Origin of the sequence: Bacillus sp. FJAT-50079 (genome assembly GCF_018343515.1) — a bacterium.
Classification (GTDB): Bacteria; Bacillota; Bacilli; order Bacillales; family Bacillaceae_C; genus Lederbergia.
In genome coordinates, this window is record NZ_JAGYPD010000002.1 from 548,959 (window position 1) to 575,691 (window position 26,733).

Here is a 26,733-nt window from a genome sequence, read left to right on the forward strand (position 1 = left end):
TTTATTAGTTGTTTACAACTTCTTTTCCTTTATATGTTCCACACTCTTTGCACACGCGGTGAGCAAGTTTCATTTCACCACAGTTTGGGCAAGCAACCATTCCAGGTACTTGTAACTTGAAATGTGTGCGGCGTTGTCTTTTTGCAGTTTTAGAAGTTCTTCTTTTAGGTACAGCCATTCTTCCCACCTCCTTAAAAAGATTTGCCATCGTACAATAGCATTATTCATTATTTTCGTTTAACAATTTAGCTAGATCTGCAAGGCGCGGATCTATTTTTTTCTTCGCAAGTTCTTGTTTATTAAGAAACTGTTCTTCGGTCATAACTTCCCAGCCATTTCCAACTTGCGTTGCGCCATTTATCTCCTCTTCACTAAAGACTTGTAAAGGTACCTCTAGAAGAAGGAGCTCTTCAATGACCGGTATTAAATTAATATTTCCTCCATCAGCTTCGTGAACAATCTCCATTTCTCCAAGCTCATAATCGAGTGGCTGTAATAAAAACGTCTCAATTGAATGGACATCAATTGGAACTTTCACATCCTCAAGCGTCCGAGAACAAGGAAGAGTGTAGGTACCAGTTACATGAAGATGGAAGCTAACTTTTTTAGAATCTACATTTGCTTTACCAGTTACATGTACAGGTGTTAAATCTCTAATCTCTGGATTTCTTTGCTTTAAGTCATCTGTTATGTCAATGACTTCATCAAATTCAAATTCACGACCGCGGAAATTTTGCAGTTGAACGACTGACCATTTCAATGTTATCACCTCTAGGCAACAAAAGTAATTATAGCTTTCGATAATACGTTTGTCAATATTTTATCTTTACAGTTTTTCTTTATTTCTAGCATTCATTCCTAGAAATAATTCAATCATTTATATTCATTTTATCTATTTGTTTCTATTTTGCAAACTGTATAAGGTCGTTTGTCCACACTTCATATTGTTCACTCACATACAATAACCCGAAGCTTAAATGCGGGGGTGAAATAAATGAGCGAAGAACGGAATTACCCTTATCACGGATACGGAGCTTACCATCCTTATCCGATGTATACAACTTATCCTGTCGGACATGTTCATGGGGGATATCATCATGGACATCATGGGCACCATCACGGACATCACCATGGAAGCCATCACGGTGGACACCATCACGGCGGGGGACATCATGGGCATCACGGCCAGCATAGTGGACATCATGGAAGCAATATGAATTATGGACATCGTTAGTCCACATTCGATATGATAGGGAGGTTAGTACCTCTCTATTTTTATTGCAAAATAACGCTTTTGGAGGATGATTATGAAAAGTGCGGGACTAATTGTCGAGTATAATCCATTTCATAATGGGCATTTGTATCATTTACAAAAAACAAAGCAATTAACAAATGCTGATGTAACCGTAGCGGTGATGAGCGGAAACTTTTTACAAAGAGGAGAGCCTGCACTTGTCTCAAAATGGGCTCGTACAAAGATGGCATTAGCTGCGGGGGTAGATATTATCATTGAGCTTCCATACGGATTTGCTGTACAGCAAGCGACCATTTTTGCAAGAGGTGCTGTATATCTTTTAAATGCTTTGCGATGCGACCATATTTGCTTCGGAAGTGAACGTGGTGAAATACAACCTTTTATACATACGATCGCTTTTTTAGAAAAGAATAAAACAGATTACGAAGCGGCTGTAAGCTTTCATTTAAAAAAAGGAATGAGCTATCCGAATGCATTAGCAGCCGCATTTGCGAGCTTGAATCCACCAGATCATATTATTGACTTGTCAAAACCAAATAATATACTAGGCTATCATTACATGTTAGCCGCTAAACAATTGCAAACATCGATCACATTTGACACCGTCGGTCGAAAACATGCGAATTATCACGATCAAGAGGCTATAAATGATTCCATTGCTAGTGCAACAGCTATTCGCAAACTTTTACAGGAACATAAAAGTATAGGGGAGATTGAAAATTATATTCCGAAGGAAACAGTAGCAGAGCTCAAAAACTATTCCGATACATTTGGCCAGTTTCATCAATGGGAAAATTATTGGTCTTATCTTCAATATCGCTTACTGACGATGGATGTCGATGAACTTCGAAACATCCATGAAATGGAGGAAGGGATTGAACATCGCTTGAAAAGAGCTGCAAAGCAAGCCGATCATTTTGCAGGTTTTATGGAGTTGGTGAAAACAAAAAGATATACGTGGACAAGATTGCAACGCCTTTGTACACATGTATTAACAAACACGACGAAAACAGCGATAAATAATGCGGGAACCTATCCTGCCTATGCTCGATTACTTGGTATGAGCACAACCGGGAGACAATATTTAAACGTTATAAAAAAAGAGCTTCCGATCCCTCTTATTGCAAAGGCATCTTCTTTCCAATCAGAGTCAATTCAACTCGATTTTCAGGCAGCTCACGTCTACGCACTCGGTTTGAATGAGCCAGCACGCTCCAAACTGCTTTTACAGGAGTTTCAACAGCCGCCGATTATGTTTTCCTAATAGATGGACCCACCTTTGTTGATCATACATCAACAAAGTATTCATTTAGTTTACATAATAATTTTATAGACTACCTATTTTTATTAAATTGCTCGATTGCTTTTTGTATTTCCGGCAGTTTCCTTCTTGCATCCTCCTCACCCGCTTTAATAATTTCCTCGATATTTTTAAAAGCCCTTGCGCTATACATTTCGACAGCCGGATGAATCATTACATCTGACTCATATTCCCTCGCTATTCCAATTTCTAATTGTAATATATCAAGACTCTGCATAATCACATCATAAACCGTTAATATTTCCGCCTCTTTATTTACCGTAGCGACATCGCAGCCGATCACAATATCCGCCCCCATTTTTTTTACGGTTGATACTGGGACACGATCGACTACCCCCCCATCAACGAGCAAGCGGCCATTTAATTTTTCGGGAGAAAAAATTCCTGGTATCGATATACTAGCCCGAACAGATTCTGCAATCGGACCTTGAAAGAACTCTACCTTCTCCCCCGTTTGCAAGTCGGTTGCGATCACACAAACAGGGATGTTCAACTCTTCCAGCCGCTTATTATGGACAAAATAACGCACTAAATTTTTCACTTTCTTCCCTGCGATAAATCCCATTTTCGGAACGGTAAAATCTAAATAATATTTTTTGCGAAAGGCAACAGATAATTTGATTAACATCTCAATATTATGTCCAAAGGAATAAAAGCAAGCGATTAAGGCTCCCATGCTACTGCCAGCTAAATAATCAACAGGTATGTTGTTCTCTTCCAATACTTTCAATACTCCTAAATGCGCAAAGCCTCTAGCACCGCCAGAACCGAGTGCAAGCCCCACTTTTGGCATGTCCATAGAAAACCCCTCCCCACCATATTTTATGGTCTAAAAGTGGGACATATGAGTATATTGATTATGTGGGTGGTGGACAGGAGGCAATGAAATTGAATTTATCAAAATTTAAAACAGTCGTTCTCGCATTAGCGGTTTCAATCATGGCAATTTCAATGATCGTACTTCCCGAACAATCATTAGAAGCATCTGCTAGAGGGTTACATATGTGGTGGAAAAGCGTGTTTCCTGCCTTATTTCCCTTTTTCGTCATTTCAGAACTGCTCATTGGTTTTGGCGTAGTGAAGTTTATGGGGGTATTCCTTGAACCGCTGATGCGCCCTTTATTTAAAGTTCCCGGGGTAGGTGGTTTTGCATGGGCAATGGGGATGGCGTCTGGCTTTCCAGCTGGGGCAAAATTAACGACAAGGCTGCGGATGGAAGAGCAAATAACAAAAAAAGAGGCTGAACGACTCGTGTCTTTTACGAATTCCTCCAGCCCTTTATTTATTTTCGGGGCGGTTGCCGTTGGCTTTTTCGGTAATCCCCGCTTAGGTATGTTGCTTGCAGCTACACATTATTTAGGCAATTTTTTCGTTGGCATCATTATGCGTTTCTACGGAAAAGGCGAAACAACAGTAACGAAACGAAACAACTCGACAAGACCGCTTCCTTACCAAGCACTAACAGCACTTCATCGAACAAGATTAGCAAATAAAAAGCCACTTGGAAAACTTCTCGGCGATGCTGTAATCTCTTCGATTCATACATTGCTCATGATTGGCGGATTTATTATCTTATTTTCTGTCATCAATAAATTATTGTTCCACCTACAAGTGACACTCGTACTGTCTAAACTAATCAGCTATGTACTCCAACTCTTTCAACTGTCAGAAGGATTAAGCATTCCACTTATTGCCGGCTTATTTGAAATTACACTTGGAAGTAAGTTAGCAAGCGACGTTTTAGAAGTAAGTCTTATGCATAAAGTCATTATTACAAGTTTTATTCTCGGCTTTAGCGGTTTTAGTGTCCAAGCCCAAGTAGCGAGCATTCTTGCCGAGACGGATATTAGCTTTAAACCCTTTTTTATCGCCAGGATCTTCCACGGCTTTATTGCCGGCTTACTCACATATGTATTATGGAAACCGTTCTCCGACCGCTTTTATTTTGATGCAGAACCGTCCGCTGTGCCAACATTTTTACAAGATCATGACGCGTGGTGGGAAACGGCTCATCAATTTTTGATTGATTTTGGACCGCCATTTACACTCGCATGTTTATTTATTTATTTGCTTGTTTATATGAAGAGCGCAAAGAAAAATTAATCGTTGAATTTTCCCTTTAGCGCTTTTTCTACTTCTTTTGGGACAAGTTCACTAATATTTCCATCATACTTCGCTACTTCCTTTACAATACTAGAACTCAAAAAAGAATATTGATTATTCGTCATAATGAAAAAAGTTTCAATACTCTCATTGAGCACGCGGTTCATCGAGGTAATTTGCATTTCATATTCAAAATCGGAAACGGCACGCAAGCCTCTGATGATCGCATTCGCATTTACACTTTGGGCATAGTCGACGAGCAATCCATTGAAGGTATCCACTTTTACATTCGGTATATCCTTCGTTACTTCTTGGATTAAAGCGATCCTTTCCTCCATCGTAAAAAGTGGTTTCTTCGCCGAATTGCTTAGAACAACGACATAAATCTCGTCAAAAACTTTTGCACCTCGGCGAATAATATCTAAATGCCCGTATGTAATTGGATCAAAACTGCCTGGGCATACTGCAATTCTTGTCATTTTTGCTCCTCCTCATTCCAATTAAAAATCGTGAGCCCAATGTTGCCAAATTCACCTTTTTTTCCTTGCACAAGCTTTCCGACTGCATCCGGTAATTCTACATCAGGGGTATGCTCACAAATAATGATTCCCTCTGCTTTTAATAAATGATGTTCTTCGATCATTTGCAATAAAATAGCTAGCTTTTGCTTAAAATAAGGTGGATCTAAAAAAATATAGTCAAATTGCATGTCACGTTTTATAATCGCCTTTAATGCACGTTCCGCATCATTTCGAAAAACTTCACTTTGCTCCACTAGCTCACATGTTTGAAGATTTGCTTTAATTGTCTGGATTGCTTTCATATCTCGGTCAACAAAAATGACTTTATCCAATCCTCGACTTAACGCCTCAATGCCCAGACCACCACTGCCAGCGAACAGATCTAATCCAAGACCGCCAGAAAAATACGGACCAATGACATTAAACATTGTTTCCTTCACTTTATCCGTCGTTGGACGCGTTTGATTGCCTGGCACTCCTTTTAATGTTCTTCCTTTACAAGCTCCTGAAATCACTCTCATTTTCTTCACCATTTAATTTAAGATTTTCTTTTTCATCCTACCACATTTCATTTTATTTCGACAAACTTTCAATTGTTTTAGCAATTTTCTTTAGTAATAATGGTAGAGGCACACTTTCAGAAAAGGTTGACGAGGTTAATGGGGGTTGATTACCGTCCTGGCTAGACACATTCTTACCTCTTGCCGAGTGTTATGTATGATTTCTTTTTTTGGGGTTGTCAAAAAGACCGAAAAAGCTAACTTTTTGGGAGCCAATCTACTCATTCTGCGTTGAATTTGGCTGTTGTCGCAAATCTAGGCACTTCGCTTTGCACAGGCGAACGGTGAGCCGTTTTTCAGGTCAACAACTATTGGTCATGAAGCTCTGCCAGACGACGTGGCTACCTTACTCAGCTGCCTCGTGGATCCCGGCAGCGCGGAAGCTTACGAGATCGCGGAAAGCGCCAATATGGAATGTAATCATCAGGATGGATGATCCGTGGATCAAAAGAGCTTTACATTCTTTATTTTTGGTTAAACTTAAGCGAGTTTGCTTATTTTAGTATAAATATCATTTTTTCGGTAAAAATATACGTAGCAGCATCCGATGATGTTGTTACCAACCGTGGAGAAGACTTACGTTTCCCCATAAGTTCTTCATCCGGTTTCTCCTCTCCCTTTGCCTTCTATCTGTATGAATACAGAAATAGAAGGGCCCTGCATCGTAAAATGCAGGGTTTTTTATTTTTTATGAAATTAGAAACGATACATAGCAGCGGATCATTTCATAATCGAACGAATCAATATTTCAGTTTCACCTTCTGAAATATTCAAATGGAAAAAAGTCATAATGAGTGCATAATCGATATAGTTCTGATTAAAAATGCTTATAACTGGCTGATTTTCCACACCATATTGATGCTGATTCAGTTGAAAAAGACGCTTATTCGGATAAAATTGATAATGAATTGAGCCTTTTTTTGCGATCACTTCATTTTCAGCCACTTGCTCAATCTCATATCCTAGAGCACTTAGCAATGGTTTCATCGTAATATAGGTTTTTCCCTCTTGATAAATAATATGTGCATCTGAAGATTTTTCCCCATTGATAATGATCTTTCTTTTATCAAAATAAAAAAGTGGAACGAGTGGCTTGTCTATATTTGAATTAGCGGAAAAAAATTGGATGTCCAATCCTTTTTCAGCTGGTAAATAGTGATCAAGCGAGCCACTGTCCATTTCCTGTTTTCCGTGGCTAAGCAGTCGTTCGAGCCATTGCTCCCTTTCTTTTTCTGTTAGCTTCTCATTCATTTCCACATACATTTGCTGGGCCTTTTCCGGTCCAATCGGATGATTTAGTAGCTGAGAAACAATCACATGTACGAGCCATTTTTCAGCTTCTGGGAAGGCAAATAATTGTAAGATCGTTTGATTCCATTTTTCCGCTTGGATCGCTCTTAACGCTCCTTCGGAATTGATAATTTTAAGCTGACCCATATCAGTTTCTTTATGGATATCTGTATAAATAATATGCAGCGGCTCCAAATCGCCCACTTGGTTCATCATTGCTTTAGGAGGCGATGAAGTAAGCGCCAATTGCAAATCATTTCTCCCATAAAGTACGAATTGATCATCTTCATATGTAATCTCGAGCGGCTCTTGCTGCCAGTACAATGCTGGTATTTCTCCATTTATTTCAAAAATATAATAGTCTAAATAATTCATTTGTTTATGGCCAATCAATTTAGCTGGAGCAACCCAATTGCCTGTTCGCCAAACGGCTTCATTTATTTGAAGCGCCGTCAATGTGACAGGGTGACTTTGAATTTGGGCACCCCAATCATTGAATAAAAAACTTTTTGGCGTTTCTGGTGCTGGAATCGAATAAACTAGTCGAATATCACTTCCATCTCCAACGATCGTTTTCTCCTCAAATTGGCTTGAACTTTGTTTTTCTGTACTCCAAGTAACGTTTTCCGCTTTGGCGGGTAATTCGATGGTTAAAATTTCGTCAGCGGGAAGCCGACTAATTGAGTGTTCAATCTTAAACATCTTTGGCTGATGGTTGATTTTTATCGTTTGTTTTAAATGAATTGGCTCTTGATCATCAAGCGCTGTCGAGTATCCTTTCCATTGAAAAAAAAGCAGACTACCAATCAAGCTGACCAGTATGACAATCATAGACAGTATTTTAAATTTCATTTCTCCATTCTCCTTGCCTATACAACAATAAGACGACCAAAGCTGGTCGCCTTCATAAAATGTTAAGGAATTTAAATTCCCATTCTGTAATCGTATTCCTTCGCCTTATCCGGTTTGGAATTCTCATACTCCGTCTTTAAAAAAGGTTTATAGGAAGGTTCTACTTTTTTTACAAACGGCATCGAAGCCAGCTTTTCGGCTAGTTCGTCAATCTCATCTTGATCACAATAAAGAACAACATATTTCATTCTTTTGGAAACAAAGTGAACATTACCGAACCGTCGAAGTGCTTTGGCATTTTTCAAACTAAAAAGCCAAACGATTAATCCTTGTCTTCCTTTAAACATCGCTTTTCCCCTTTTTCATTGTGCTACTTTTAAGCGGAGCAACCACAGCCTCCACCTGTTCCACAACCACCGCTACATGAAGAACCACTGTCAAAGAATGGATTTCCTGTCGGAACTTTAATATGTTCTGATACCGATCTGCCAATCAATGTACTAATTTCATCGAGTAATGATTGAAGATCATTTTCGGCTCGGCGGAAGTTGGCTACGTTTTCATCCATATCCATTTCCCTTTTTCGTATCCGCGTCTCCGTCATAATCTGTTTATAATCTGGATGGTATCTTCCAAATCTTTGCACATCATCGTATAAGTCCTTCATTTTCACAAATGCAGCAATTTTCTCTCTCGTTTCCGCATCTGTTTGTAATTTATGATAAAAAAACCTGTACGTATCGGCAACGGCACTCTCGTTAATCCAATTACCAATCATCTCAGCTTCTTCAATAATTTGAATCCTTTCGACTGTAGCAAGCAAAAAGCCCACCTCCAATCGTATTTTACCATGTTTTAGCTTCGCTTGCGACTTATTATTTGATTGTAACAGAAAAAGCGGACTTTAATCCAGTTGGTTGATTATTTGGTTTCACCACTTCAACAACAAGCTCATGTGTGCCTGGACTAACATTTTTCACAATAAAAGCAGCTGTATCAAATTGCTTATACAACTTTCCGTTAATCGATACTTGAATTTTTCCTGATTGTTTTTCGTTCAAGTTGATTGTAGGGATATGACATTCAATGAGAATATCGGAATTGCGTACAAAATGGTTCACCGTTAATAATGAATGATGTTCATTTGTCGCTGCCTGAACCGATTGTGGCTCAGGCATTTGCTTACCACATGCTGAAAGGGTCATGCAAACGAATAGACAAGCAATTAATTTTTTCATACGTATCACTCCTCCTCTTTAGTTTTTACTAAAGAAAGAGGTTCATGCAAAAATTATTCCGAGGCCATTGTTTGTAACATGCTCATCATCATTGAGGCCATTTGTAAACCATTAGTAAATTTTTCAACTTTATGAGGAATCGTTTTTTGGAAATAATGAAGAGAAGCAATTTCAAATTGATTTAATAATTCCGGGTCTCGAGAAAGCTTCCGATACCAATACGGTTGTTCACGAATCATCTGTTTTAATTCTTTTTTTGAATAAATATATTGAACAATCTCCTGCCTCATTTTCTCCACCCCTATCATTAATCTTTCCGAAATGAAAATGGACTTTTTCGTTCCGCTGCTTTTGGTTGACTTTGTTCATTTCCTCCTTGAAATTGCATTAATACTCCTTGAACAGCACCGATTGCTTGACTCAAATTTTGCAGATGGTATTGAACTTGATTGGCATCCATTTTTTTCATGATTCCTGTAAATTGATCAACCCAGCTTTTTTCTTCCACTTTCTCTTTTTCTTGCCCAGCTACACGCTCTCCTTTATATGCATCCCATTTTGGATCGTCCTCACCTAATAAAAACCAATCTTCATATAAATCCTGCCATGTATTTTCATTATCTTTTACAGACTGACCAATTTTTGGATATTGCTTTACAAACGATTTAAACTTTTCAACTGATGGATGTAAAACCTTTCCTTCCATAACCATTCACCCCAAGTAATTACTCCTTATATTACACTATGATGCAAACAAGGCGAATGTGCATAGGAAAGCCATTTGCTGTTTTTTCGAATGAAAAATTTAATAGCCGGCTACAAACTTGTATTTTGCCTTAAAATTTAAGCTAGAGCTTTGAAATTTGGGCTTTAGCTTCAAAAATCTCAAGAGTTGAATTAAATTCTTAAAAAGCTACGATCTCTACTTTTTACAATCCAGTTTTAATAGACCAACATTAATTTGTCACTTCCTCAAGACATTGTATATATCGTGCAAGCGTTAATCTAGTCTCCAAGCACAAATATGTTAACAGGAAGATATTTTGTGAAAAACATTTATTTTCTTACTGAAAAAGGATGACTCATGGCGTTTCGCCTTTAGTCATCCTTTGAGGTAAGAAAGTTTTGCGTATAATATTTTTTATAAACCCCTACTCCTAACTCCGTGAACTCCTTTTCAAGCAATGATTTACGGTGGCTTTCTGAATTCAACCATCCATCAACTGCTGCTGGCCCATCCGCATAATCAGCGGCAATGTTTTCACCAGCTTGCTGGAATTCAATTTCTTCTGCTTCTAATCTTGATGCAAGGTCGCCGTATTCGGGTGATTCGTGAGCAAAGAAACTATTAAGTGCCATATCCATACTATGTTTATATGCCACTTCCGCTACTTGTTCATTCCATTCAAGCGGCTGTAAATCAAACCTTTGGCGAATGACATTTGAAATATCAAAGATTTGGTTGGCGCTGCCTCTTTCAATTTCCTTCCACATCTCTTCGTCTGGTGTCATAGGCGCTTGAAAATCACCACGATAATATAGTTCATATGGACGCTGTTTGATAAGCGTATCTTTGTCAAAAAAACGAATGCTTGACAATGATCCGGAATATTTATCAATGATCAATTGTGCGTATATATCATCAAGTTGTACAAGTGGGCGAATATTTAAATCTTCTTCCGAAAGTTCAAAGCGATATGTTCCTTTCACAGATGCAACCGTTATCTCTGTTTCCAATAAGGTTGTTCTGTATATTTCTTCAATCGTCTGACCGATCTGAAATGGCGCAACATTTAACTTGCTTCCAAGCGCGTAAATGGTTACGACATAACCATCTTGCACCCCTACTTGCATATATGTATTTGCATAGTCATAATAAATCCACCATTCATAGCCATATGCTGACGGATCTTTGCGTATAGGCTCCCCATATACATGAATAAGCTGATCCGTTGATTGGCCGATATACGTTGCTAATCCTTCTTCTAATTGAACGGTTGGATCAACACTATCAAGGTCATTTTCATTATTTATATCGTATTTCGGTGGTTTAGCATAATTATCGTCTTGCAATAACTGTTGATCATCGGACTCGGAATAATAATAAATACTAATAAGGAATACAATGGTTGAAATGACCATGACACGAAATAATGTACGCAGCAATATCTCTCCTTTCAATCCATACAAGATACAACAAATGATGACAAGTTTCACTTTATTATATCATTAATAACGCGTCTACCAAATAGAGAGTAATGAATTTACATAGGATTAAGACGATTTTATCATCATTTAGCTTAATCATACATATTAACTTCATTTCGTTGCAACATCTACGTTTTTCGACTATTATTAAACTTGGAGCAAATGTAATATTAACTGTACATAAACAGCGAAAAATGATCTGATATTAGGAGGGAACGAATTATGAGATTTGAAAATAGTGGAATCGAATCATTAAAAGTAGATTTAAAACGTCTTGATGAAATCATGGATCATAATGGGATGATCCGCGCGGGTCAATGGGATTATGAAAGAGTTACATACGATCATAAATTCCAAATTAAAGAAGGAATATACTATTTCAGAATTCAAGGTTATGCCGTACAAGGGGATGTGGGTGCAAATGATGCAGTAATCCAACTAATGACACCACTCCTTGGAAAACATTATTACCCACACGGCGTTGAGTATGGGGAGGATGAATTTTTCCCTGAGCAATTAGTAAAAAAATGCAATCAAATGCTGAAAAAAATCAAAGAGGAAACGGCCGTTTTTGCCGAGTGATCCTTTAGCCAAAAAATGACTCATAGATGCTTATGAGTCATTTTTTTCTGGATTAATTACGCCTTGGTGTAATTGTGTATGTTTTCATCCCGCCACATATTGTGTCCGGACACTTCTAGTGTTAAAAGAAATCTGGAAAATACGTAGATTGCTTCGGTACAATACCGGCTAATTCCAATACTTGCTCAATAGGTCCGAGTATTTCCCCGATATCACTTAATTGCTGAGCAGTTTGGTAGCCTAATAATAATGCTGTCAATGCATTAATTGTTAATGTGAGGCACTTTTCTCTCTGCTGTTCACTCACATTTCTTACTTTTTTAATGCTTTGACGTGAAATTTCATAAACTCCTTCATTCCAAGGTGCATAAGGATCTTCGATATGTAATTGCAGCGAATCATCAGATTGAATTTGAAAAGGATACTGTAATAAATACGCTTCAACATCAACAATTCGCGTCATAAAATAAGGTGTAAGCTCTGTTTTCACTTGAGGATTTTTTAATGTGTACAGTAAAGGCTCATCCTTGTTAATATTCATTGTTAACGTATCAATCATCGAATCGTGTTGACAAACAAATCGCCATAGTTCTGTGCGCGCTTCATGTTGCAAAATAATGAACTCCTTTACTTCCATTCTCCTCTCCTTCACATCATAAAGGAGGTAACCAAGGGGCTCTCCCTTTTCTCCAAAATAAATGGCGGCTGCCACATTCTTTAGCACACTTTTCTGCCACCATTCTTTTGATCTTACTAACATACCGGAATGACTTTGAGCAAAAGCATCATAAATATCATGTAACGCTTCATGGAATTGTTCCTTGCGCAAACGTATGATTTTTCCACCTATTTTGTCGCTATTAATCGGAATAAGATCCGCCTGCTTCATCTGTACCCGTATATTTTCGGAAAAGATTTCATAACCAAATTTTCGATAAAAACTAATTGAGAAAGGATGAAGCATTGATAATAGTTGCCCATTCTTTCTCATTTCCTCTAAAGAAGCAAGCAATAATTGCTTCACATAGCCTCTTCTTCTATATTCGGGATATGTTGAAACACTAGCTATACCACCCATTTTGATGGGCTCACTTCGTTGATACACTTGAAACGGTCGTATATGTAGCTTTGCTGCTAATTGATTGTTTTCATAGATACCAAGAATTTGATGCTCCTTTAAATTATGCCTTTTTTCTTCCAGCTCTTTATCTGATAAATCATATTGAAACGCATACATCGATAATTGAAAGATTTCCTGCCATTGATCATGACTTACTTTTATTACATCCATGATGAATGCTCCTTTATACAAAAAATGAGGCCATCCTTGACATGAAGCCTCGGACAGCCTTTTGTTTAAAAACCTAGAATTGCTTTAATTAGTGAGGTTGTTTCTCCACCTTGATAAATAACATAGAGCAATAAATAAACAAGAACACCTGTAATAGCAGTGAAAAACCAAATGACGCTTGTAATCGGCCCTAATTTTCTATGCTTATCGAGCCTATCTTTGTAGCCTGTCCAAAGTGAAATAACACCAAGCACACCGCCGGTTGTTGCAAGGAAAATATGGAAAACTAAAAATACTGTATAAAATATTTTATATTCGTCTGGACCGCCAAAGGAAGTATTTCCTACGAAGATCGTTCGGCTTGCATATAAAATAAAAAAGATTAATGCAAAAATTCCTGCACGAGTCATTGCTTTTTTATGGCCCTCAATATCACGTTTTTTAATTTTCAGCCAACCAATTGCAACGAAAATAGCGCTGAGTACAATAAATGCTGTGCTAATAGTCGGTAAAATGGGAACTATCATAATATACATTCATCCTATCTATTCATCTTTAAGGATCATTCAACCGTTTGAGGATTATTATGTTTTAATAATGCTTCCTCATTAATTTGTTCAGCTTCTTCTTGTTCCTTTTTAAACCATTCAAAGAAGATTTTAATGAGCATCGTACCGAGAACAATCTCTTGGATGATTTTCATTAGTACACCGCCAAGCTGCTGATCCTCCTGGGCTGGCATATTCGAAAATAACTCAGGGCCGGAAATTGATAAGCCCGCTAGGCTTGACAATGTGCTGCCCGGAACACATAATTCCATTGCTTTCATCCACATTTCTCCATCTGTATATGTAGCATACATAGCTACTGGAGCAAAAATAATTAACCCACATGCAGGGGTAAGTAGAACGCCGTCACCAATAATGTATCCAAGTTTTTTCAACCCGTGCAATTGATATTGCCCCTCTAGTTTATTTAATAATGGCCACCATAAGAAGATCGCTAAAATGAACAATAATACTGTATAGAGCGAATGAATAACAATGTTCATTTTGACTGCATCCATAACCATTGGAATATGATAGATAGAGAAAATTCCATTAAACACGATTAAAGCAATAAGCGGCTTTGTAAAGAACGAAAAAATCGGCTTAATAAATCGATGCTCAATCACTTGTCTCCACACCCAATTTGGAATACTTACAACTAATAATGGCGGGATTACTAAGTAAAGAAAAGCCATTTGAATCATATGAAAGGTAAACATAATATGGGCAATTAAATCAACAGGCGAACCTTTAATAACATAGAGTAGGATCATCGCAATACTAAATATAATTCCCTGACTTTTTTTCAGCGGTTCGCTATCTTTAAATTGATGTCTTTTTTTAACAGTTAAATAAAAAAAGCCGATAGTTATTAATAAAACGAATATCATAAAATAAGGACTCCATAATGCCCGGAATCCGAAAATACTTAAAGGCATAACACCTTCACCTCTTCTTTCGCTTTGATCCTACCATCTATTATACGTTTCGCGAATAAATAGTTCAATGTAACGCAATTGACAAGTTAATGACAATCGTGAAAGTGACCAATACAATTAGAATTTGAATCCTTTAACCCTCAACATAAAATGAAGATTGTATGAGATCGACCTATCTTTCATTGGTCGCGTGTAACGTTAAAAGGGGCTATTTGTGGATGCCTTATGGACGTGGTTTGAGAAGGCTTCTTATGGACAAGGGTTTACGATTTTGAAGAACTACTGTCCATTAGAGGGCTCCTTATGGACAGAGGTTGCGATTTTGAAGTACTTACGGTCCATTAGAGGGTTCCTTACTGTCCATTAGAGGGTTCCTTATGGACAGGCTTTTCGATTTTGAAGTACTTACTGTCCATTAGAGGGCTCCTTATGGACAGGCTTTACGATTTTGAAGTACTTACTGTCCATTAGAGGGTTCCTTATGGACGGAGTTCGATTTTGAAGAACTACCGTCCATTAGAAGGTTCCTTATGGACGGAGGTTGCGATTTTGAAGTACTTACGGTCCATTAGAACGTTCCTTATGGACGGAGGTTGCGATTTTCACCGCCAAGATCAATAATAGAACGATTAATGATCTTGGCGGATACACTGTGGCAGAATCACAAAGTTTCTAAGCTTTTAAGAAAAATCAGTCAATAAAGACGTAGATGAATTTCAGTTCGACGCTTCTTTCGTGGTTCTTCCAAGAACAGCCTTAAAGAAATTTATTCATTCAAAAAAAAGATCAGCAATATGCTGATCTTTTTTTTTTCTTACCACCAAACAATTGTTAGGAAACAAACAATTGTGGCGAAACCAATAATGACTCCTCCGTATATAAACAGTTGTGGAGCTTCATGCCCTTTTTGGTTCATATGCATGAAATAATACAATTGGAAAATAACCTGTACAGCTGCTAGCAATAGGATAACTGGAATCACGAACCATTTATCGAAGCCAGCATACACTGCGCCGAACGCAACGAGCGTTAAAAAGATTGAGATTGCAAATGAAATGACTTGATGACGCATTTCTTCTGCATTTCTTTTTCGGCGGTATTCATATTCGATTTGAGAGCTGTTAGAATTCAAGTGTTGGTTTTCCATCTCTTATCCCACCATTCCCATTAAATATACAACCGTAAAGATAAATACCCACACAACGTCAATGAAGTGCCAGTATAAACTTGCAATGTAAAACTTTGGAGCGTTCGCTAAATTCAATCCACGTTTTGAATTTCGTACCATTAAAGCAATAAGCCAACCTAGACCAAATACAACGTGTCCTCCGTGGAAGCCAACGAGTGTATAGAACGCTGAGCTAAATGCACTCGATGTATAGCCGAAGCCAAGTTCAGTCGTATAATGATAGAACTCGTAAATTTCAAAGCCAAGGAATGTTAATCCTAATGCAACGGTAATGATCAACCAAAGCTGCATTTTTTTGAAATTAAAGTTTTTCATATGGTACATCGCATACACGCTCGTAATTGAGCTCGTAAGTAAAACCATCGTCATGATAAATGCCAACGGTAGTGCAAACACATCCGTTGAAATTAATTCTGACTTCGAAGGAACTTTGTCTTTCAATGCCAAATATGTTGCAAAGAACGAGGCAAAGAGTACGGTTTCTCCGCCAAGAAAGAACCAGAACCCTAAAAATTTATTTTTCCCTTCAAGGGTTGCTCTTTCAGGTGATTCAGGCCATGTTTTTGGTGTAAATTGTTGTTCAACATGCATTATGCCCGTACCCCCTTATCTTTATCATCAATTAATTCCGATTTCGGAATATGGAAACCATGATCGTCTTTTAATGATCTTAATAGCATTGAACCAAAGGCAACAGCAAGACCAATAATTAATACCGCCAGTCCCCATCCATGCTCAAGACGATAAATCGCACCAAAGGAAGCGATAAAGAATCCTAGTGAAATAAATACCGGTAAAATCGAGCCATTTGGCATATGAATATCACCGATTGGTTCAGCAGGTGTCATTTCCTTTTTACCTTCCATTTTTTCAAGCCAATAAGCATCGATGCCGCGTACTAATGGCAATTGCTTAAAGTTGTAAAATGGTGGTGGTGAAGGCAATGCCCACTCAAGTGTACGTCCATCTTCCCACGGGTCACTTCCAACCTTCTCATTTTTCACGGAAGTAACAACGATATTGCAAAGTAAAATGATAACTGCAAGTCCCATGAGGGCAGCACCAATTGTACTGATCATGTTTCCTAGATCTAAGCCTTGACCTGTGTAGTATGTCGCAATTCTTCGTGGCATTCCCATTAATCCAAGGAAATGTTGAATAAAGAATGTCATATGGAAACCGACTAAGAATAAAACAAATTCGAATTTACCAAGTGTTGCATTTAACATCGTTCCAAATAATTTCGGCCAATAAAAGTGAGTTGCAGCCAAAATCGCTAATACTACTCCCCCAACGATTACATAGTGAAAGTGAGCGACAACAAAGTATGTGTCATGGTACTGATAATCCGTTGGTGCTGTCGCAACCATGATTCCAGTTACCCCACCCATTACGAATGATGGAATGAATGCTGCTGCATAAAGCATTGGCGTCGTAAACTTAATACTACCGCCCCACATTGTAAATAACCAGTTGAAAATTTTAATTCCTGTCGGAACAGCAATCGCAAATGATGCTACTGCGAAAATTGCGTTCGCTATATTACCAAGTCCAACTGTAAACATATGGTGAGCCCAAACCATAAATCCAAGGAATCCGATTAATACTGTTGCAAATACCATTGATGAGTATCCGAACAAACGCTTCCTTGAGAATGTCGAGAAAATCTCTGAGAAGATACCAAATGCTGGCAAAACTAAGATATATACTTCCGGATGTCCGAAGATCCAGAAAAAGTGTTCCCAAATGATTGTGTTTCCACCCATTTGAACATTAAAGAAGTTTGATCCAAACATACGGTCAAAAGTTAATAAAAACAATGCAACCGTAAGTGGCGGGAATGCAAATAAGATAAGTGCTGATGCGACAAATGTTGTCCATGAAAACATCGGCATTCTCATATATGTCATACCTGGTGCACGCATATTAATGATCGTTACGAGGAAGTTAATTCCCCCCATTAACGTACCAAATCCAGATATTTGTAACCCTAATGCATAAAAGTCAATCCCATGCCCTGGTGAATTCAATGATAGTGATGCATATGAAGTCCATCCCGCATCAGGCGCTCCGCCTAAAAACCAAGATAAGTTCAAAAGCAATCCACCAAAGAAGAACAGCCAAAATCCAAGGGAGTTCAAAAATGGGAATGCAACGTCACGCGCACCAATTTGCAATGGCATGACTAAGTTCATAAATCCAATTAATATCGGCATGGCCGCAAGGAAAATCATCGTTACCCCATGCATTGTAAGCATTTGGTTAAATAGACCTGCACTGACAAAGTTACTATCAGGTACGGCAAGTTGGATACGAATAATTAAGGCTTCTAGGCCACCTAATAGAAAGAAGAATCCGCCGGCAGCAATATATAATATGGCGATTTTTTTATGGTCAACCGTGGTCATAAAATCCCATATTGTTGCGCCCACACTTCTTTTTTGAGCAATAGTACTCACAATTTAACCTCCTCATTCAAAAATTTATTTCGCTTGGACTTTTAGTCCCATTAAGTATTCAGTTAAAGCATCTAATTCTGCATCATTTAATTCAGGATATTTTCCAGTCATTTCATTCGCAGGTTTGATTTTTTCTGGATCTTCTAACCATCTTTTTAATTCCTCTTCAGTATGGTCTAAAATACCAGCAACTTTTTCCCTCTCACCAAAGTTTGCCAAGTTAGGACCGACTGAGTTTGCATCAGTAGATACAGCGTGACAGCTAATACAGCTTTGGTTAAAGATTTCTTCTCCTTGTTTCGCCAAATCAGTTGTAGCTACTGGCGCTTCTGCATTTTGCATATCAGCAACCCATTGATCAAATTCAGCTTTTGGAAGTGCTTTTACTTTAAAGTCCATGAACGCATGTGAAGGACCGCAAAGCTCCGCACATTTTCCATAGAAGATTCCGCCAGCTTCATCAGCTTTATCTTGATCAACGCTCAACCAGAATTTATTGATGTTATCAGGGTTATTATCAAGCTTTCCACCTAATGGAGGAATCCAAAATGAGTGCTTTACATCAGCGGCAGTAAGCTGGAAATAAACCTTTTCTTCTGTCGGGATAATAAGATCTTGAGCTGTAACAATTCCAAGGTCTGGATACTCAAATTCCCACCAATATAAATGCGCTTTAACGTTTACAACAAGTGCTTCTGGGTTCCCTTCTGCATCTTTCTTACCAATCGCAGACACATCCCCTTGTGAGAATGTAACAGAAACTGTCGGTACAGCAAGAATAATTAATAAAATAATCGGGATAACCGTCCAAACAATTTCTAGTACGTGGCTTCCCTCTACCTGTTTAGGTATTTTGTTTTCGTCTCCCTTTTTACGTCGGAAGCGGATCATTACAATAGTGAAAATGACGAACACTACTATAATAACTAATGTCATAATACCGAAACTAAACAATATGAGATCATATTGCTCCTGCGCCACTTGGCCTGCCGGTTTTAAAGCAGACAGGAATGGCTTGCCACAACCCGATAAGACGAGCGCCAAAATCGCAAAAACTGATGCGAGACGCCATTTTTGCAGCCATTTTTTCATAATGTAATCAAACCCCTCTTTCTGAATTATCATAGTGGTAACAAAGACCAAGTGCTATATATGGATTTCTTATACAAGAAAGAACTCCCATGCCTAAAATAAAACCATGGTAGAACAAAGTTGATTTTCAGCGGTTTATAAGCCTACTGAATAAAGATTAATTATGCCATTCATCCCTCACTTATAGATGTGAATGACTTCTGTTAATTCAAGTTAAATAACAGCTAAAATTACCATCGCCGTAAATAAAATCGTTAAATAATTTAACGAATATACAAACATCCGTGTTGCCCATTTAATATCGTCTTTTTTCCTATACCCTAAAAATCCAACAACGAGCCATCCAATATTTAAAATTGTGGCGATAATGACAAAAGGTATTCCTAATGACGTCATAAAAAATGGAATGGGTAAAAGCATCGCTACCCAAACTAATATGTGAACTTTTGTAACAGAAAATCCTTTTACAACAGGTAGCATTGGAATTCCGGCTGCTCGATACTCCTCAACTCTCCTCATTGCTAAAGCATAAAAATGTGGAGGTTGCCAAATGAACATAAGTAAAAATAGCATCCAAGCCATTGGTGGTAAACTCGGATCAACCGCGGCCCAGCCAATCAATGGAGGTACGGCTCCTGAAACACTTCCAAGGACTGTATTGCTAACGTATAGTCGTTTTGACCACATACTATAAAGGACAACATATGTAAATGCACCGATAAATCCAATAATCCCTGTTGTCATATTCATCATAAACAGCATAACTAAACCTATTAAAACAAAAGTAAGCCCAATTGTTAAGACTTTTGAACCGCTTAATTTTCCAGTTACGGTTGGGCGCTCTTTTGTACGTTCCATGATTGGATCAATATCACGGTCGATATAGTTATTTAATGCACAAGATCCTGCGATTACAAGTGAAGAACCAAGCATTGTAAAAACTACAATATCTAATGATTGCAGAAAATGCTTATTCGTTAAAATAAAGGCCAACCATAATCCGGTAAAGGTTGTAATCGCATTTGAATTCACAATTCCCATTTTAAAAAGCGCTGAATATTCTTTCCAAATTGAAGTAGAAGGAGTACTAGATGCATTGTCTTTTGCTGCCAATGCACGACTATTTCCCATTTCTTCTTCCCCCTCTCTTAAATATAACATGGTTAACAAAACACAGATACTACTACTATATAGCATTATCTCCAAGTTTTCTTTAATTTCAAGCAGAATTCAGTATTTGTTCACTATTTCTTCATGTTTCCCCTTACACATTTGCTTACAGATAACGAACTGCACCCCATATTGTAACATATAGTAACAAAAAACAGAATACAAGAGTTTTTCTTCTTCTTTATCATTCATCATTCGACGTAAAATGATCCTTCGCATGCGTATAAAACGTTTTCATCAAAAATGAAAAATGATATGCTTTTCATGCCTCTCCATCTTGAAGTATTTTCAGCCATCTTTCAAGGGTTGTAACAATTTTGTCGGTTGTATTTTTTTGTTGATTTATGTACTATCGATATGTGCATGTCAGAATGTGAAGCTTCCAATATAAGGAGTTCACCATCCAGAAAAATGGGATAAATGATGAATAGATAAGAAGGTGAAGATTTGCACCGAAATTTAAAATGGTTTGCAGTATTAACAACACTTGTTATGACTGGGGTTTTAATCGGAGGAGCCTTAGTAACAAAAACTGGCTCAGAGCTTGGTTGTGGGAGAACGTGGCCGCTTTGTCACGGCGAATTGATCCCTACTAATATTACCCCAGAACTCATTATTGAATTAGCACACCGACTTGTTTCAGGCAGTGCTGGTCTACTCGTATTAGTCCTTTCTATATGGGCATGGAAAGCAATCGGCCATATAAGGGAAACAAAACTATTAGCGGTACTGTCTGTTTCATTCTTATTATTACAGGCATTAATTGGCGCGGCGGCAGTCATGTGGCCACAATCCGATTTCGTACTCGCTCTACACTTTGGGATTTCACTTATCTCGTTTGCCACAGTCTTTTTATTAACTTTGCTTATTTTTGAAGTAGACCAAAAATTTGATACGAAACGACTTATCATCGATAGCAGAATGAAATTTCATATTATTGGTGTAACGGTTTATAGTTATTTTGTCGTTTATACTGGCGCGTTAGTAAGGCATACGGATGCGAGTCTTGTTTGCCGCGATTGGCCACTTTGTGTGAATGGTTCCTTTTCTCTTCCCGTCAATATTTACGAGTGGATTCAAATGGGACATCGTCTTGCGGCTGGGCTGATCTTTTTATGGATTGCGTATATTACAATGATCGCTATTAAGCATTATAAACATCAAAAAGTGATGTATTGGGGCTGGATCATCGCCTTTGCACTTACAATGATGCAAGTAATCGCCGGAGCGGTCGTTGTACTAACAAGCTTAAACATTTATGTCGCATTGGCTCATGCTTTTTTTATCGCCTGCCTTTTTGCGGTACTTAGCTATTTTGTTCTTTTATTAACGAGAAATGGACAGCATCAAGCAGCGATAAATAATGTGAAAAAAGTACGTGATACCGAATTGAATACTTCTGATGCATTATTCAATAAAAAAGATGCACGAGCGTAAATCGCTCGTGCATCTTTTTATTTTCCCCCGCGGCGTAGCTCGTTCGATATACATCCACCAGAAGCTTAACCCGAATCAACTCAGAGTTTGACCTTTCTTCCATTCTGCCCGTTCAAGCTAAAAGGACCGTTTATTTGCTAGCTGATGGTTGATTCCTTGTGGTATCACAGTTTGAGATGGAGAAGTTGTTTTTTCCGTTTTAAACTTTTCATCGTAGTTTTTAAACATCGAAACGTTTGCCAGAATTCCCATACAAATTGATAATACTAGGATCGAGGAACCCCCGTAACTAATAAATGGCAATGTGACTCCAGTAATCGGAATGATTCCCGACATTCCACCTAAATTAATAAACGATTGAATGCCTAACATTCCAGAAATTCCAATTGCCAGCATACTGCCAAACGGATCGCGACATCTGATCGCTATGTAGATTCCTCTTAAAACGAGAAAAGCAATTCCAATCACAACAAAGGCAACTCCAAACAAGCCAAGTTCTTCAGCAATAATTGCCATAATAAAATCCGTATGTGCTTCAGGCAAATAACCGAGTTTTTGTACACTTTGTCCTAAGCCGAGACCTTTTAATCCTCCGGAACCGATCGCTAAAAAGGAATTAACTAACTGAAAGCCTTGATCACCGGCCGTACCAAAAGGATCAAGAAACCCAGTAATTCGCTTCATATTCCCTTCCGTAAATACTTTATCAAGTTGCCAAATGATGATTGGTGAAATAATGGTCACACCAACGACACCAATCATAACGAGTTTCATAATCGTACGAAATCGCATCCCTGAACAAAGAATGATCATCATCCCAATTAAAAACGTAATGACAGCCGTTCCGTTATCCGGTTCAATTTTAATTAAAAAACAAACAAAAAGGAGATAAATGATTGGTGGAAGCACTCCCCTATTTAACTGATCAATGTACCGTTGTTTATTAGAATAAACCGCTGATAAGTAAATAATGACACTTACCTTAACGAATTCTGATGGCTGAATTTTTCGTGCCCCGACCTGAATCCAGCTTTGCGCATTATTTGTTGCATGTCCGATTACTGAAACAAGAAATAGCCCGATCACTGCTGCCACTGTAAGGAAAATAAGAAACTTTTTATTGCGGTATGCTTTATATGGAAAGATCGCAAAAAACAAAAATGCAACGAACGCCATGAGTAAATTCATTTTTTGTTTTTCGTAAAAGAAATTTGCGGGATATCCGTACCATTGAACTGCCATGACCATGCTCGAGCTATAAATCATTATAAGTCCAAATAAGCATAATAAAAGGTATGTAATAATAATTGAATAATCATATGATTTTAATACTTTTTTTAACATAAAGACTCTTCCAATCTATGATTGAATTATAGTAAGAATTAGTATAAAAAAACCCAAACAATTTCTTTCGAACTGTTTGAGTTTTTGTATTCATTCCGCTGTTAGCTCTGTGCGAAAATCTAGAATCTATTATTTCCTCATGGAGGCTTCATGCAAAATCGTCAGCTTACTCTCAAGAGAACCTAATAATTCTTTCCCGTCTTCTTCATTGACCAATCCCAACCGGACTGCAAAATCTATTTCACGGGACAGGCCAAACATTTGCGTATCCAACACTTCCTCATATAAAGGGCATTGAGGCATAGTTAAGTTATCCATTTGAACTTGTATTAGACGCAAGATTTTTTCAGCGTCGGCTTTTAATAGCTCATAGGCTTTTTCGCGATGATCTACAATTATTTCAGACACCACATTAATCCCCCTGTCTCCGAACAAATAGGCAATACTATCTGTAAATTTTACATTGTAAATAGTAAAATTGCAAGTGATATCGTGTGGAACTCCAATTGTCACCGCTTTCGTTTTTTCACATTTCAGGCTATAATTACAAGGTGATGAAAGGGGACATTTATATAATGAATACGATTATGGCAATTAAAGGGAAGGTACAATTCCCAATTACGCTTGATGCAGGTGTTTGGATTTTTGATGATCGACGCATTGATTTAAATACATATTTTACAGAAGGTGTAGTAGAGCAGGAAGAAGAAGAACTCACCATCGTTTCGAAACATTGGGATCGTGTGATTAAAGAAGGGTCAGTTGCACCGCCTACACTGAAAACAGAACGACAATTTGAAAAAGTTAAAGTATTAACTGGGTCTTTTGGGATTATGCTTGATCCTTTTTTAAAAAATGCAGAGCCTGATCCAAATGCCTCAAAACTAATAATAGAAACAGCCGATGGGGATATTATGGTTCCTTTAGATCAAGCGTATCAATTAATTCTTGCTTTTTCAAAGGACGGCAAGCCACTGCGTGAAGATGGGCCTGTACATATTATTTATCCAGATGGCTCCAATCGAGAGCACCCGATTAAACATGTGAAGGCTTTTAGGGTTGAATAATGTAATAGATAAAGGCAGGTGGGATAATATCCACCTGCCTTTATTTATTATAATAAATCCGCAGCTAATTGTGCCAAATCAGAACGTTCACCTTTGATTAGTTTTATATGTCCTGCAACAGCTTCTTCTTTAAATTTTTCTAGCACATATGTTAAGCCATTATTATATGCATCTAAATACGGGTGATCAATCTGATCGGGGTCTCCCATAAAAACAATTTTACTCTTATCACCAACCCGTGTTAAAATCGTTTTCACTTCATGTTTTGTTAAATTTTGGGCTTCATCAATAATGATAAATTGCTCAGGAATACTTCTGCCTCTTATATACGTAAGGGCTTCAACTTCAATTGAACTCATCCCTGCTAAAATCGCATCGAGTTCACCTGGTTTTTTCGTGTTAAATAAATACTCCAAATTATCATAAACAGGCTGCATCCACGGACGAAGCTTTTCTTGCTTTTCCCCTGGCAAATATCCAATATCTTTCCCAACTGGAACGATTGGGCGAGCGACAAGCAGCTTTTTATATATTCGCAAATCCTCCGTTTGCATTAAGCCTGCCGCTAATGCTAAAAGTGTTTTTCCTGTTCCAGCTTTACCTATCATTGTCACAAGCTGAATATCCTTACGAAATAACAGCTCCATCGCCATTGTTTGCTGCGCATTTCTTGGCTTAATCCCCCAGATCGAATCGTATTGGTTATATAATTTTTTTACTATTGTCCCTGAGCAATCGACCATTCCTAACGCAGATGCAGAGCTACCTAATTCATCTTTCATAATTAAAAATTGATTCGGATAAAGTTTATGGTCATATAATTTATGACATTCGATTTTCCCTTGCTCATAAAACTCCTTTAATGTATCTATATGAACATACAATTCATTTAAGCCAGTAAATAGATCATCTATCTCAACAACCCGGTCATTCAAAAAATCTTGAGCTTCTAAACCGAGGGCATCCGCTTTTACCCTAAGGAGTGCATCTTTACTAACAAGGATAACAGGGCGTCCATTTTCTTTCTTTTCCTCTTCAAGCGCAATATTTTTAGCTACGGCTAAAATTCGATTATCATTCGTTTTTTCTACAAATATTTCTTGAAGTTCATGGAAAGAGCGATGGTTTAATTCAATCCGAAGTGTTCCCCCATTCGAAAGCTTGATTTCCTCATGCAGTTTACCTGTTTCCCTAAAGCCGTCAATTAGCTTGGCAATCAGCCTTGCATTTCTGCCAATCTCATTCATGTAACGCTTTTTCGAGTCGACTTCTTCAAGGACTACTGCAGGAATTACGATCTCATTGTCTTCAAAAGAGAAAACAGCATTCGGATCTTGCAACAAGACATTCGTATCTAACACGTATATTTTCGTCAAATTGATGCCTCCTGCTCCTTTTTAAATATTATATGTGACCATCTCAAAGCCGGTTCCATGTGAGATATCCTCTTATTGTAAGAAATATATGTACAAATGAATAAAGATAGAATTAAACCGCAACATATTAAGAAAAGCAGATGTGTTTGTTCAGCGCTTCAAACATAAATTAAGTCATTATTGGGCTGAACCCTGAAGCTGGATACTATCATAAAACGGAGGATACACGATGAAAAATCTACTGCTTACACTCATATTGATTTCCATGTTAACCGCCTGCACACAAAAGCAAACCACTCCAGAAAATAAAAACATGAATGATATGCCGCAAACAATGTCGGTAAAAGATAGTCATATTAACATGGCAGATATTAGACAATATACCGATGAAGAAAGAGCCAATTATTTAGCGAATCTTGCGGGCAGCTTGCCAAATGTGAATGGCGCTACCGCCGTTGTCTTCGGCACGTTAGCACTCGTTGGAATCGATGTCGATAAAGACTTAGATCGATCAAGAGTTGGCACAATCAAGTATTCCGTCGCTGAAAGTATAAAAAACGATCCACAAGGGGCGGGGGCGATTGTCATTGCTGATCCCGATTTGACAGGACGAATCAAAGCGGTACAACAAGATATCGAAGCCGGAAAACCACTTCAAGGGATTATGAATGAATTATCCGCCATTATCGGCCGACTTATCCCTGAAGTTCCACAAATGAATGAAAATCATAACCCACAAGAAGCACCGGAAAAACCTAAGCAAGAAATGGACCCAGCGAGCAGAAACGAACTAGATAAAGAACAACAAGATCAATCTAATGACCATATGCACAAAAGTAGTGAATGATAATAACACTTCATGTTATAATGATGAGAAAAGGAATGGTATGCA

The 26,733-nt window shown here is 38.0% G+C and carries 30 protein-coding genes; 7 read left to right on the plus strand and 23 right to left on the minus strand.

Annotated elements, in window-relative coordinates; translation table 11 throughout:
* Positions 1 to 4: 4 nt before the first annotated feature.
* Together rpmF and KHA95_RS06625 are read right to left on the minus strand one after the other, a co-directional pair.
* Positions 5 to 178 (minus strand): 50S ribosomal protein L32, encoded by a 174-nt coding sequence (gene rpmF / locus KHA95_RS06620; protein WP_213136690.1) that lies wholly within the window; start codon positions 176 to 178, stop codon positions 5 to 7.
* 42 nt (positions 179 to 220) lie between these two features.
* Positions 221 to 760, minus strand: a complete 540-nt coding sequence (locus KHA95_RS06625; protein ID WP_213136691.1) for a YceD family protein — start codon at positions 758 to 760, stop codon at positions 221 to 223.
* A gap of 234 nt (positions 761 to 994) precedes the next feature.
* Between KHA95_RS06625 and KHA95_RS06630 the strand changes: the two genes are divergently transcribed.
* A complete protein-coding gene (locus tag KHA95_RS06630; protein ID WP_213136692.1) occupies positions 995 to 1,234 on the plus strand; it encodes a hypothetical protein in 240 nt (79 codons plus the stop codon).
* Between the two features lie 73 nt (positions 1,235 to 1,307).
* Complete coding sequence (locus KHA95_RS06635) at positions 1,308 to 2,519, plus strand: nucleotidyltransferase (protein WP_213136693.1); 1,212 nt, start codon at positions 1,308 to 1,310, stop codon at positions 2,517 to 2,519.
* 70 nt (positions 2,520 to 2,589) lie between these two features.
* On the opposite strand, the gene KHA95_RS06640 is transcribed toward KHA95_RS06635, so the two are convergent.
* Positions 2,590 to 3,375: a patatin-like phospholipase family protein gene (locus tag KHA95_RS06640; RefSeq protein ID WP_213136694.1), complete on the minus strand. Its 786-nt coding sequence runs from the start codon at positions 3,373 to 3,375 to the stop codon at positions 2,590 to 2,592.
* Positions 3,376 to 3,464: 89 nt separating this feature from the next.
* On the opposite strand from KHA95_RS06640, the gene ylbJ reads away from it, so the two are divergent.
* Complete coding sequence (ylbJ, locus tag KHA95_RS06645) at positions 3,465 to 4,679, plus strand: sporulation integral membrane protein YlbJ (RefSeq protein ID WP_213136695.1); 1,215 nt, start codon at positions 3,465 to 3,467, stop codon at positions 4,677 to 4,679.
* Here ylbJ and coaD read toward each other — a convergent pair.
* The 9 genes from coaD to KHA95_RS06690 form a co-directional block, all read right to left on the minus strand.
* Positions 4,676 to 5,158, minus strand: coding sequence for a pantetheine-phosphate adenylyltransferase (coaD, locus tag KHA95_RS06650; RefSeq protein WP_213136696.1), 483 nt, complete (start codon positions 5,156 to 5,158; stop codon positions 4,676 to 4,678). The genes ylbJ and coaD overlap by 4 nt on opposite strands.
* Complete coding sequence (rsmD, locus tag KHA95_RS06655; protein WP_213136697.1) at positions 5,155 to 5,721, minus strand: 16S rRNA (guanine(966)-N(2))-methyltransferase RsmD; 567 nt, start codon at positions 5,719 to 5,721, stop codon at positions 5,155 to 5,157. Before rsmD ends, coaD begins: the two co-directional genes overlap by 4 nt.
* A 759-nt stretch (positions 5,722 to 6,480) precedes the next feature.
* Entirely contained in the window at positions 6,481 to 7,902 is a 1,422-nt protein-coding gene (locus tag KHA95_RS06660) for a stalk domain-containing protein (RefSeq protein WP_213136698.1), read from the minus strand.
* A 71-nt stretch (positions 7,903 to 7,973) separates the two neighbouring features.
* A complete protein-coding gene (locus KHA95_RS06665; protein WP_213136699.1) occupies positions 7,974 to 8,249 on the minus strand; it encodes a YlbG family protein in 276 nt (91 codons plus the stop codon).
* A gap of 29 nt (positions 8,250 to 8,278) precedes the next feature.
* Positions 8,279 to 8,725, minus strand: a complete 447-nt coding sequence (locus KHA95_RS06670; protein WP_213136700.1) for a YlbF/YmcA family competence regulator — start codon at positions 8,723 to 8,725, stop codon at positions 8,279 to 8,281.
* Between the two features lie 52 nt (positions 8,726 to 8,777).
* The gene (locus KHA95_RS06675; protein WP_213136701.1) at positions 8,778 to 9,140 is read right to left on the minus strand and encodes a hypothetical protein; all 363 of its coding nucleotides are present in this window, start codon (positions 9,138 to 9,140) and stop codon (positions 8,778 to 8,780) included.
* A 53-nt stretch (positions 9,141 to 9,193) separates the two neighbouring features.
* Positions 9,194 to 9,430 (minus strand): YlbE-like family protein, encoded by a 237-nt coding sequence (locus KHA95_RS06680; protein WP_213136702.1) that lies wholly within the window; start codon positions 9,428 to 9,430, stop codon positions 9,194 to 9,196.
* A gap of 17 nt (positions 9,431 to 9,447) precedes the next feature.
* The gene (locus tag KHA95_RS06685) at positions 9,448 to 9,846 is read right to left on the minus strand and encodes a YlbD family protein (RefSeq protein WP_213136703.1); all 399 of its coding nucleotides are present in this window, start codon (positions 9,844 to 9,846) and stop codon (positions 9,448 to 9,450) included.
* A gap of 392 nt (positions 9,847 to 10,238) precedes the next feature.
* Positions 10,239 to 11,306, minus strand: coding sequence for a CAP domain-containing protein (locus KHA95_RS06690; protein ID WP_249316619.1), 1,068 nt, complete (start codon positions 11,304 to 11,306; stop codon positions 10,239 to 10,241).
* A gap of 264 nt (positions 11,307 to 11,570) precedes the next feature.
* On the opposite strand from KHA95_RS06690, the gene KHA95_RS06695 reads away from it, so the two are divergent.
* Positions 11,571 to 11,930: a YugN family protein gene (locus KHA95_RS06695; RefSeq protein ID WP_213136704.1), complete on the plus strand. Its 360-nt coding sequence runs from the start codon at positions 11,571 to 11,573 to the stop codon at positions 11,928 to 11,930.
* 121 nt (positions 11,931 to 12,051) lie between these two features.
* Here KHA95_RS06695 and KHA95_RS06700 read toward each other — a convergent pair whose 3' ends face one another.
* The 8 genes from KHA95_RS06700 to cyoE all read right to left on the minus strand — a co-directional run bounded on the left by KHA95_RS06700 (position 12,052) and on the right by cyoE (position 20,578).
* Positions 12,052 to 13,221 (minus strand): GNAT family N-acetyltransferase, encoded by a 1,170-nt coding sequence (locus tag KHA95_RS06700; RefSeq protein ID WP_213136705.1) that lies wholly within the window; start codon positions 13,219 to 13,221, stop codon positions 12,052 to 12,054.
* 65 nt (positions 13,222 to 13,286) lie between these two features.
* Positions 13,287 to 13,748, minus strand: a complete 462-nt coding sequence (locus KHA95_RS06705; RefSeq protein WP_213136706.1) for a DUF420 domain-containing protein — start codon at positions 13,746 to 13,748, stop codon at positions 13,287 to 13,289.
* A 35-nt stretch (positions 13,749 to 13,783) separates the two neighbouring features.
* The gene (gene ctaG, locus KHA95_RS06710) at positions 13,784 to 14,707 is read right to left on the minus strand and encodes a cytochrome c oxidase assembly factor CtaG (RefSeq protein ID WP_213136707.1); all 924 of its coding nucleotides are present in this window, start codon (positions 14,705 to 14,707) and stop codon (positions 13,784 to 13,786) included.
* 814 nt (positions 14,708 to 15,521) lie between these two features.
* Entirely contained in the window at positions 15,522 to 15,854 is a 333-nt protein-coding gene (ctaF, locus tag KHA95_RS06715; protein ID WP_213136708.1) for a cytochrome c oxidase subunit IVB, read from the minus strand.
* A 3-nt stretch (positions 15,855 to 15,857) separates the two neighbouring features.
* On the minus strand, positions 15,858 to 16,487 hold the full coding sequence (locus KHA95_RS06720) for a cytochrome c oxidase subunit 3 (RefSeq protein ID WP_213136709.1): 630 nt from the start codon (positions 16,485 to 16,487) through the stop codon (positions 15,858 to 15,860).
* Positions 16,487 to 18,355, minus strand: a complete 1,869-nt coding sequence (gene ctaD / locus KHA95_RS06725) for a cytochrome c oxidase subunit I (RefSeq protein ID WP_213136710.1) — start codon at positions 18,353 to 18,355, stop codon at positions 16,487 to 16,489. The genes KHA95_RS06720 and ctaD overlap by 1 nt, the downstream gene beginning before the upstream one ends.
* 24 nt (positions 18,356 to 18,379) lie before the next feature.
* Positions 18,380 to 19,447: a cytochrome c oxidase subunit II gene (gene coxB, locus KHA95_RS06730; RefSeq protein WP_213136711.1), complete on the minus strand. Its 1,068-nt coding sequence runs from the start codon at positions 19,445 to 19,447 to the stop codon at positions 18,380 to 18,382.
* A gap of 213 nt (positions 19,448 to 19,660) precedes the next feature.
* Complete coding sequence (gene cyoE / locus KHA95_RS06735) at positions 19,661 to 20,578, minus strand: heme o synthase (RefSeq protein WP_213136712.1); 918 nt, start codon at positions 20,576 to 20,578, stop codon at positions 19,661 to 19,663.
* 486 nt (positions 20,579 to 21,064) lie between these two features.
* On the opposite strand from cyoE, the gene KHA95_RS06740 reads away from it, so the two are divergent.
* Positions 21,065 to 22,054 (plus strand): COX15/CtaA family protein, encoded by a 990-nt coding sequence (locus KHA95_RS06740; RefSeq protein WP_213136713.1) that lies wholly within the window; start codon positions 21,065 to 21,067, stop codon positions 22,052 to 22,054.
* A gap of 117 nt (positions 22,055 to 22,171) precedes the next feature.
* On the opposite strand, the gene KHA95_RS06745 is transcribed toward KHA95_RS06740, so the two are convergent.
* Positions 22,172 to 23,398, minus strand: coding sequence for an FtsW/RodA/SpoVE family cell cycle protein (locus KHA95_RS06745; RefSeq protein WP_213136714.1), 1,227 nt, complete (start codon positions 23,396 to 23,398; stop codon positions 22,172 to 22,174).
* 129 nt (positions 23,399 to 23,527) lie between these two features.
* The gene (locus KHA95_RS06750) at positions 23,528 to 23,809 is read right to left on the minus strand and encodes an Fpa/YlaN family protein (protein ID WP_213136715.1); all 282 of its coding nucleotides are present in this window, start codon (positions 23,807 to 23,809) and stop codon (positions 23,528 to 23,530) included.
* A gap of 164 nt (positions 23,810 to 23,973) precedes the next feature.
* On the opposite strand from KHA95_RS06750, the gene KHA95_RS06755 reads away from it, so the two are divergent.
* The gene (locus KHA95_RS06755) at positions 23,974 to 24,465 is read left to right on the plus strand and encodes a molybdopterin-binding protein (RefSeq protein WP_213136716.1); all 492 of its coding nucleotides are present in this window, start codon (positions 23,974 to 23,976) and stop codon (positions 24,463 to 24,465) included.
* Positions 24,466 to 24,512: 47 nt separating this feature from the next.
* Here KHA95_RS06755 and KHA95_RS06760 read toward each other — a convergent pair whose 3' ends face one another.
* On the minus strand, positions 24,513 to 25,841 hold the full coding sequence (locus KHA95_RS06760; protein ID WP_213136717.1) for a PhoH family protein: 1,329 nt from the start codon (positions 25,839 to 25,841) through the stop codon (positions 24,513 to 24,515).
* Positions 25,842 to 26,070: 229 nt separating this feature from the next.
* On the opposite strand from KHA95_RS06760, the gene KHA95_RS06765 reads away from it, so the two are divergent.
* A complete protein-coding gene (locus KHA95_RS06765; protein WP_213136718.1) occupies positions 26,071 to 26,688 on the plus strand; it encodes a YhcN/YlaJ family sporulation lipoprotein in 618 nt (205 codons plus the stop codon).
* The last annotated feature ends 45 nt before the right edge of the window (positions 26,689 to 26,733 follow it).